Genomic DNA, 8,239 nt, shown 5'->3' with positions numbered 1-8,239 from the left:
CGGCAAGCCGCTGGCGCTCGCCGGAGAGCCGAAGACGAAGGGTTGCACGGGCGTGCAGAAGATCCTCGAGTTCAAGGTCGCGCCGGGGCGGTACCTCGTCCAGCTGTCGGGTTCGCCCGACAAGACGGTCAGGATCGCAACGAGCTTGCGATGAGGAGCGGGCAATGAAGAGCAAATACAGCCCTCTACGCGAACATCTTGCATCCAAACCGCGCGGAGAATTTCAGCTAAGTTTTGCAGAGATTGAGCGAGTGCTCGGCTTTAAGCTGCCGGCCAGCGCGAACCGGCCGCAATGGTGGGCAAACGTTACAGGCGGCGGACATCCTCATTCGCGATCATGGCAAGACGCGGGCTTTGATGCTTTTCTGGTGGAAGGTTTTCGCCGTGTCCGGTTCCGATCAAAGTAGCTTAGCTCGGTAGTCCGTCTTCCCGTAGAGAAAATCGGCCGATCGGGCAGCGGACGGTCCGCCGTCGTGCTCACGAGATCGGGCCTCGGCAATCGCTTTCCCAATCGCAACAGCTCGTTGTTGCTTCAGTTGCTCGCCAACACCACTTCGATAATCGCGCTTCCTGGTCATGGCCGGTTAGCTCCATTCACGGCACTAAGCACCGCCCGAACACTAGCCGTAGCAATATCCGCGTCGATGCCCACGCCGAACACGGTGCGGCCGTCCGGCGTGCGGCATTCGAGATAGGTCGCGGCTTGCGCGTCGGCGCCGTGGCCGATCGCATGCTCGTTATAGTCGGCGACGTCCAGCTGGATGCCGTAGCTTTCCTTCAGCGCTGCGAGAACGGACGAGATCAGGCCGTTGCCGCGGCCGCTGACGCTGCGCTCCTCGCCATCACGGGCGATGCAGCCGGCGAAGATGCGGGCGCCGGCGTCCTGCTGCTCGTGATAGTCGATCAGCGCGAAGCGGCCGGGGGCGAGGTAGGTCGCTTCGAACACCGACCAGATGTCCTCTGCATTCAGCTCGCGGCTGGTCTCGTCGGCGAGCGTCTGGACGTGGCGGCTGAAGTCGGCCTGCAGACGCTTCGGCAGCTTCAGGCCCTTGTCCTGCTCCAGCACCCAGGCAACGCCGCCCTTGCCGGACTGCGAGTTGACGCGGATCACGGCTTCGTAAGAGCGGCCGAGATCGGCGGGGTCGATCGGAAGATATGGGACGTCCCACATCTCGTCGTTACGCTGCGCCTGGGCGGCAAAGCCCTTCTTGATCGCGTCCTGGTGCGAGCCGGAAAAGGCCGTGAACACCAGCTCGCCGGCATAGGGCTGGCGCGGGTGCGTCTGGATCGCCGTGCAATATTCGACGGTGCTCACGACCTCGTCGATGTTCGAGAAATCGAGGCCCGGATCGATGCCTTGCGAATACATGTTGAGGGCGACCGTCACCAGGTCGACGTTGCCGGTGCGCTCGCCATTGCCCAGCAGGCAACCCTCGACGCGGTCGGCGCCGGCGAGCAGGCCCAGCTCGGTCGCGGCGACGCCGGTGCCGCGGTCGTTATGGGTGTGGAGCGAGACGATCACTGCCTCGCGATCGGGGATGTTGCGGCAGAAATACTCGATCTGGTCGGCGTAGATGTTGGGCGTCGCCGCCTCGACCGTCGCCGGCAGGTTGAAGATGATCGGCCGCTCCGCCGTGGGGCGCAGCACGTCCATCACCGCCGAGCAGACCTCCAGCGACACGTCGAGCTCTGCGGTCGAGAAAGTCTCGGGGCTGTATTCGAAGCGCCAGTCGGTTTCGGGCCGCTTCGCCGCCTCGTCGCGCAGGATCGATGCGCCTTCCACCGCGATCGCCTTCACGCCAGCGACATCGAGCCCGAACACGATGCGACGCCATGACGGCGACACGGCATTATAGAGGTGAACGATCGCGGTCTTGGCGCCTTCCAGGCTTTCGAAGCTGCGTTCGATCAGGTCGCGGCGGGACTGGGTCAGCACCTGGATCGTCACGTCGTCGGGCACCCGGCCGGCGCGGACCAGGCCGGAGATGAAGTCGAACTCCGTCTGCCCGGCCGAGGGGAAGCCGACCTCGATTTCCTTGATCCCGATTTTCACCAGCAGGTCGAAGAAGCGCTGCTTCTTCTCCGCATCCATCGGATCGATCAGCGCCTGGTTGCCGTCGCGCATGTCGGTCGAAAGCCAGCGCGGCGCCTGGGTGATCGTGCGGCCGGGCCATTGCCGGTCGGGCAGCGGAACCTGGGGAAACGGACGGTATTTGACGGACGGATCGCGCAACATTGGAACTTCCTCGACGGGAACAGCGGGGTCTGGAGGCCCTTAGGCGCTGGGCACGGGCCGAACCCGCGCACGGAAACGACGCGCCTAAGGGCGCGTAAGTCGAAGAAGAAGGGCGCGAAGCGCGGTCATCTGCGGCGGGATTAGCCTCAGCCGGTTAACGATGTCTAGGCCCGCGCCCCGAATAATCGGTCCAGCCGGCTGCTGGGCAGGATCCACAGCAGCGCGACCAGGCCGGCGCAGGCGATCCCCAGCCAGGGCGAGATCAACGCCAGCGGAATGCCGATCAGATAGACTGCGCTGCTGAGCGCGCCTTTGCGCAATGCCTGCCGGTGATAGCCGAACGCGGACTCCGTCTGCCGGCCGGTGCAGCGGACGATCCGCTGCACCCAGGCATAGGCGAGAGATGGCAGCAGCAGCGACACCAGGTAGAGGACCGTGGCATTCCGCCCGAAATGATGTTCGCCCAGATAGGAGGTCGAGAAGGGGATCAGCGACAGGGTGAACAGCAGCAGCATGTTCGACCACAGCAGCGCGTTCGACACGTGCATGGCATGCGCGAACATGCGGTGGTGGTTGACCCAGTAGATCGCGACATAGGCGTAGCTGAGGATATAGGCGAGGAAGATCGGCCATAGCGACCAGAGCTGGTCCATCCGCTCCGAAACCGGCGCGTGCAGCTCCAGCACCATGATCGTGATGATGATCGCGATCACGCCATCCGAAAAGGCCTCGATCCTGCCGACGCCGGCACGGCCTTCCGCTTCATCCGCGGTCATTTCTGGAAGGCGGCGGCGATCTCGAGCGCGACCTCGTCGGAGACGAGCGGAATGCCCATCGTCACCCCGAAATCGCTGCGCTTGATTTTGCCGGTCGCACGGAAGCCGACATTTTCCTGCCCGCCCATGTTCGCCGGCATCTTGCCCGCGCCGTAGAAGGTCGCGTCGAGCGTGACCGGTCGCGTGACGCCGTTCAGCGTCAGGTTGCCGGTGATCTTCGCCTTCTGGCCGCTTGCCTGGACGCTGGTCGAGACGAAGCGCGCGTCGGCGGGGTCGGGGCCGAAGAAATCGGGCTTGCCGCCATCCTTGCCGGCACGGAGCAGGTGCGCGGTCAGCCCGGCGCTGGCCGTCGTGACCTTGGACACGGGGATGGTCACATCCACCTTGGCCGCGTTCGGATTCTTCGGATCGAGCGTCAGCGTGCCGGTCACGGAGCCGAAGATGCCGGTGTAGGGGGTGAAGCCGAGGTGATCGACGGTCCAGAGGACCAACGTGTGGTTGGGATCGGCCTTGTAGGTGCCGCCGGTCACCGCCGCCGGGTTGTTGCTCCCCGGTTTCGACATCGGGCCCTGGGCAATCAGCGGCGCGGCGAGTGCGAGGGCTAGAGCGGCGACATAGGCTAGGCGCATGACTTCTCTCCTCGTCACCCCGGCCTTGAGCCGGGGTCCATCTTTGCTTCTCTAAGAAGGTGGATGCCGGATCAAGTCCGGCATGACGAGGTTGCTCAGTTCCTGTCCTTGTCGACCAGCTTGTTGGCGCCGATCCAGGGCATCATTGCGCGGAGCTCGGCGCCGACTTTCTCGATCGGGTGGGCGGCGGCACGCTTGCGGGCGGCTTTCAGCTCGGGCTGGCCGGCGCGGTTCTCGGTGACGAAGCGGCTGACGAAACGGCCGGCCTGGATATCGTCCAGCACCCGCTTCATCTCGCGCTTGGTCTCGTCGGTGATGATGCGCGGGCCGGTCGAGATGTCGCCATATTCGGCGGTGTTGGAGATCGAATAGCGCATATTGGCGATGCCGCCTTCGTACATCAGGTCGACGATCAATTTCACTTCGTGCAGGCACTCGAAATAGGCCATTTCGGGCGCGTAGCCGGCCTCGACCAGCGTCTCGAAGCCGGCGGTGATCAGGTGCGTCAGGCCGCCGCACAGAACCGCCTGTTCGCCGAACAGGTCGGTCTCGCATTCCTCGCGGAAATTGGTCTCGATCACGCCCGAGCGGCCGCCGCCGATCGCCGATGCATAGGCGAGGGCGAGATCGTGCGCGTTATCCGACGCGTCCTGATGGACCGCAACGAGGCAGGGCACGCCGCCACCACGCAGATATTCGGAGCGAACGGTGTGGCCGGGGCCTTTGGGCGCGATCATGATGACGTCGAGATCGGCGCGCGGCTCGATCAGGCCGAAATGGATGTTGAGGCCGTGCGCGAAGGCGAGGGCGGCGCCCTGCTTCATGTTGGGCGCGAGGTCTTCGGCATAGATCGCCGCCTGGTGCTCGTCGGGGGCGAGGATCATGATCAGGTCGGCCCATTTCGCGGCCTCGGCATTGGTCATGACCTTGAAGCCCGCGGCTTCCGCCTTCTTGGCGGTGGCCGAACCGGGGCGGAGGGCGACGGCCACTTCCGCGACGCCGGAGTCGCGCAGGTTAAGGGCGTGGGCATGGCCTTGGCTGCCATAGCCGAGAACCGCGATCTTCTTGCCCTTGATCAGGCCGATATCGGCGTCCCGGTCGTAATAAACGCGCATCATTCTTCCCTTGCTCTGGTGCGCCCCTCGACTTCGCTCGGGACGAACGGTGTTTAGCTGCTAGACCTCCGCTCGTATCGAGCGAAGTCGAGATACGTTCAAACCGCCTCCCGCCCGCGGCCGATGGCGACGACGCCGGTGCGGGCGACTTCGACGAGCCCGACTTCCCGCATCAGGCCGATGAAGGTGTCGAGCTTTTCCGACGATCCCGTCACTTCGAACACGAAGCTGCCGGTCGTCGCGTCGACCACGCGGGCGCGGTAGACATCGGCGAGGCGCAGCGCCTCGATCCGATGATCGCCCACGCCTGCGACTTTAACCAGCGCCAGCTCGCGCGCGACATGGGGGCCGAGCGCGGTCAGGTCCGTGACCCGGTGCACCGGCACCAGCCGGTCGAGCTGGGCGATGATCTGATCGATATTCGCCGGCGCCCCCGAGGTGACGATGGTGATGCGGCTGACGCTTTCGTCTTCCGTCACGTCGGCCACGGTCAGGCTTTCGATGTTGTAGCCGCGCGCGGAGAACATGCCCGCGATCCGGGCGAGGATGCCCGCTTCATTGTCCACGGTGACGGAGAGCGTGTGGCGCTCGATGACGTCCGGATGGATGTGCATCAGACCAGCGCCTTCGCTTCGTCCGCCATGGTGCCGGAGACCTGGTCCGACTGGAGCAGCATCTCCGTGTGCGCGGCGCCGGACGGGATCATCGGGAAGCAGTTGGCGAGCTTTGCGACGCGGCAGTCGACCAGCACCGGGCCGGGCGTGTCGAGCATCGTCGCAATGCCGCCGTCGAGCTGATCGGGGCGTTCGATCCGCAGGCCGGTCCAGCCATAGGCTTCGGCGAGCTTCACGAAATCGGGCAGCGCGTCCGAATAGCTTTCGGAATGCCGGCCTTCATAGGTCAGGTCCTGCCACTGGCGGACCATGCCCATATATTCGTTGTTGAGGATGAAGACCTTGACCGGCAGCCGGTACTGGGTCGCGGTCGCCAGCTCCTGGATGTTCATCTGGATCGAGGCCTCGCCGGCGATGTCGATCACCAGCGCGTTCGGATTGCCGATCTGCGCGCCGATCGCGGCGGGCAGGCCATAGCCCATCGTGCCGAGCCCGCCCGAGGTGAGCCACCGATTGGGCCGTTCGAAGCCGAAATGCTGCGCCGCCCACATCTGGTGCTGGCCCACCTCCGTGGTGACGATCGGCTTGCGCGCCTTGCTGGCTTCGAAAAGCGCCTTGATCGCACGCTGGGGCATGATCTCGGCCCCGTCCTCCGGAAAGCCGAGGCATTCTTTCGCGCGCCATTCGCCGATCTGCCGCCACCAGGCGGAAAGGTCGTTCTTCTGGTGGCCGCGGGCTTTCCAGATGCGGACCATGTCCTCCAGCGTGCGGCCGACATCGCCGACGATGCCGAGATCGACGCGCACGGTCTTGTTGATCGACGAGCGGTCGATATCGACATGGATCTTCTTCGATCGCGGGCTGAACGCGTCGAGCCGGCCGGTCACGCGGTCGTCGAAGCGGGCGCCGAGGCAGACCATCAGGTCGGCATCGTGCATCGCCATGTTCGCTTCATAGGTCCCGTGCATGCCAAGCATGCCGAGCCATTGGCCCGAAGAGGCGGGGAAGGCGCCCAAACCCATCAGCGTCGAGGTGACCGGCGCGCCCGTGACGCGGGCCAGCTCCTGCAGCAGCATGCTGGCGCACGGGCCCGAGTTGATGACGCCGCCGCCGGTGTAGAGGATCGGCCGCTCGGCCGCGGCCAGCATCTCGACCGCCGCTTCGACCAGCGTCTGTTCCGGCTTCACCTGCGGACGGTAGGTCTTGTGCTGGATGACGCCGGGGGTGCGATAGGCGGCCGTCGCGACCTGCACGTCCTTCGGGATGTCGATGACGACCGGGCCGGGGCGGCCGGACGTGGCGATGTGGAACGCCTCGTGCACCACGGCGCCGAGCGTCGCCGGGTCCTTCACCAGGTAATTATGCTTGGTGCAGTGGCGGGTGATGCCGACCGTGTCCGCTTCCTGGAACGCATCGGTGCCGATCAGGTGCGTGGCGACCTGGCCGGTGATGACGACCATCGGGATCGAGTCCAGCAGCGCGTCGGTGATGCCGGTGACGGCATTGGTCGCGCCGGGGCCGGAGGTGACGAGCACAACGCCCGGCTTGCCGGTCGAGCGGGCATAGCCCTCGGCAGCGTGGGTCGCTGCCTGCTCGTGGCGGACGAGGACGTGCTTGATGCGCTTTTGCCGGAACAGCGCGTCGTAGATCGGCAGCACGGCGCCGCCCGGATAGCCGAACACATGGTCGACACCGAGGTCGCACAGCGCCTGGACCAGGATATCGGCTCCGCTCAATTCTCGTGGCATCTTCATCAACCTTGCTGGACGGGCGCTGCTAGAGAGTGGAAAATGTCGCGTCAAGCATGCGCCGCGTAACTTTGTTGCTTATGGGCAGGAACGCGGGTCAAGAAAAAGGCCGCCCGGAGAACCGAGCGGCCTGCATGTGGCCATAGGCTCCGGACGGCGGAATCAGGGGATAATAATAAGGTTCCGTACGGAGAGGACGCGCGCGCGCACGACCGTGGCGCCAGCGGCGCTGCGGCGGTCGCGAAGGAGGACGGCGCGAGTCATTGCGGGGCTGGATAGCAGAACTGGCGTTAAAGACAAATCACCGAACTCCGTTCGCTTCGTGCGCAGTCGAGAAGCGCTTGTTCCGGAGCTGCCGTTTCTCGACTTCGCTCGAAACGAACGGGATTTTTGCTCAGCCGATCAGCTGCTTTGCCAGACGTTCCATCAGATAGGGCGTCAGCGGGTCTTCGATGCGCGGCCAGTCCTCGGGCGCCTGGTGGCGGAACCAGGTATATTGGCGCTTCGCATATTGGCGCGTCGCGAGACGGCCGGCGGCGACCATTTCGCCGCGCGTCATTTCGCCATGCAGCCAGGCGGAGATTTCGCGCACGCCGATCGCGCGCATCACCGGCAGGTCGGGATCGAGCCGGCGCATCAGCAGCCGCTCGACCTCGTCGATCGCGCCGCTTTCGATCATGCCGAGGAAGCGTGCGTCGCTGCGCTGCATCAGCCAGTCGCGCGGCGGCACCAGGATCAGCGGGCGCAGCGCCATCTGCGAGCCGATTCCGCCGGTGCGGCGCTGGTGCCAATAGGCGAGCGGATGGCCCGTGGAGCGCACGACTTCCAGCGCGCGCTGGACGCGGCTGGTGTCGGCGGGGGCGAGGCGGGCGGCGCTGTCCGGGTCTTGCTGCTTCAGCGCGATATAGGCCGCGTCGACCGCCATGCCGCGCACCGCGGCGCGGACGGCGGGCTCGATGTCCGGGATCGGCGCGATGCCATTCAGCAGCGTCCGGATGTACAGCCCGGTGCCGCCGACCAGCACGGGCAGCCGGCGGGCCTCGTGCGCCTTCGCGATCTCGGCCCGCGCGTCGGCCGCCCAGCGCGCGGCGGAGCAGGCCTCCGCGCCGTCGATATAGCCG

Annotated in this window: 7 protein-coding genes and 1 pseudogene; 1 reads left to right on the top strand and 7 read right to left on the bottom strand. The window is 65.6% G+C overall.

The window, feature by feature from the left end:
• Positions 1-164: 164 nt before the first annotated feature.
• Positions 165-407 (top strand): DUF7662 domain-containing protein, encoded by a 243-nt coding sequence (locus VFT73_RS08620; RefSeq protein ID WP_326409902.1) that lies wholly within the window; start codon positions 165-167, stop codon positions 405-407.
• A gap of 167 nt (positions 408-574) precedes the next feature.
• Here VFT73_RS08620 and leuA read toward each other — a convergent pair whose 3' ends face one another.
• From leuA to miaA, 7 genes and pseudogenes are all read right to left on the bottom strand, one after another.
• Positions 575-2,236 carry a 2-isopropylmalate synthase gene (leuA, locus tag VFT73_RS08615; protein ID WP_326409900.1) on the bottom strand — a complete coding sequence of 554 codons (1,662 nt, stop codon included), beginning with the start codon at positions 2,234-2,236 and terminating at the stop codon, positions 575-577.
• 164 nt (positions 2,237-2,400) lie between these two features.
• The gene (locus VFT73_RS08610; protein WP_326409898.1) at positions 2,401-3,012 is read right to left on the bottom strand and encodes a TMEM175 family protein; all 612 of its coding nucleotides are present in this window, start codon (positions 3,010-3,012) and stop codon (positions 2,401-2,403) included.
• Positions 3,009-3,641, bottom strand: a complete 633-nt coding sequence (locus tag VFT73_RS08605; RefSeq protein ID WP_326409895.1) for a YceI family protein — start codon at positions 3,639-3,641, stop codon at positions 3,009-3,011. The genes VFT73_RS08610 and VFT73_RS08605 overlap by 4 nt, the downstream gene beginning before the upstream one ends.
• A gap of 95 nt (positions 3,642-3,736) precedes the next feature.
• A pseudogene (ilvC, locus tag VFT73_RS08600) lies at positions 3,737-4,765 on the bottom strand (ketol-acid reductoisomerase); the annotation flags it as partial.
• Between the two features lie 89 nt (positions 4,766-4,854).
• The gene (ilvN, locus tag VFT73_RS08595; protein WP_326409893.1) at positions 4,855-5,370 is read right to left on the bottom strand and encodes an acetolactate synthase small subunit; all 516 of its coding nucleotides are present in this window, start codon (positions 5,368-5,370) and stop codon (positions 4,855-4,857) included.
• A complete protein-coding gene (locus VFT73_RS08590; protein WP_326409891.1) occupies positions 5,370-7,118 on the bottom strand; it encodes an acetolactate synthase 3 large subunit in 1,749 nt (582 codons plus the stop codon). The genes ilvN and VFT73_RS08590 overlap by 1 nt, the downstream gene beginning before the upstream one ends.
• 394 nt (positions 7,119-7,512) lie before the next feature.
• The coding region (gene miaA, locus VFT73_RS08585; RefSeq protein WP_326409889.1) for a tRNA (adenosine(37)-N6)-dimethylallyltransferase MiaA at positions 7,513-8,239 on the bottom strand (727 nt) is incomplete at its 5' end.

This window comes from Sphingomonas sp. (assembly GCF_035758555.1).
In the GTDB taxonomy this organism is placed as follows: Bacteria; Pseudomonadota; Alphaproteobacteria; order Sphingomonadales; family Sphingomonadaceae; genus Sphingomonas_B.
This window is presented reverse-complemented; position numbering and strand designations above follow the sequence as displayed.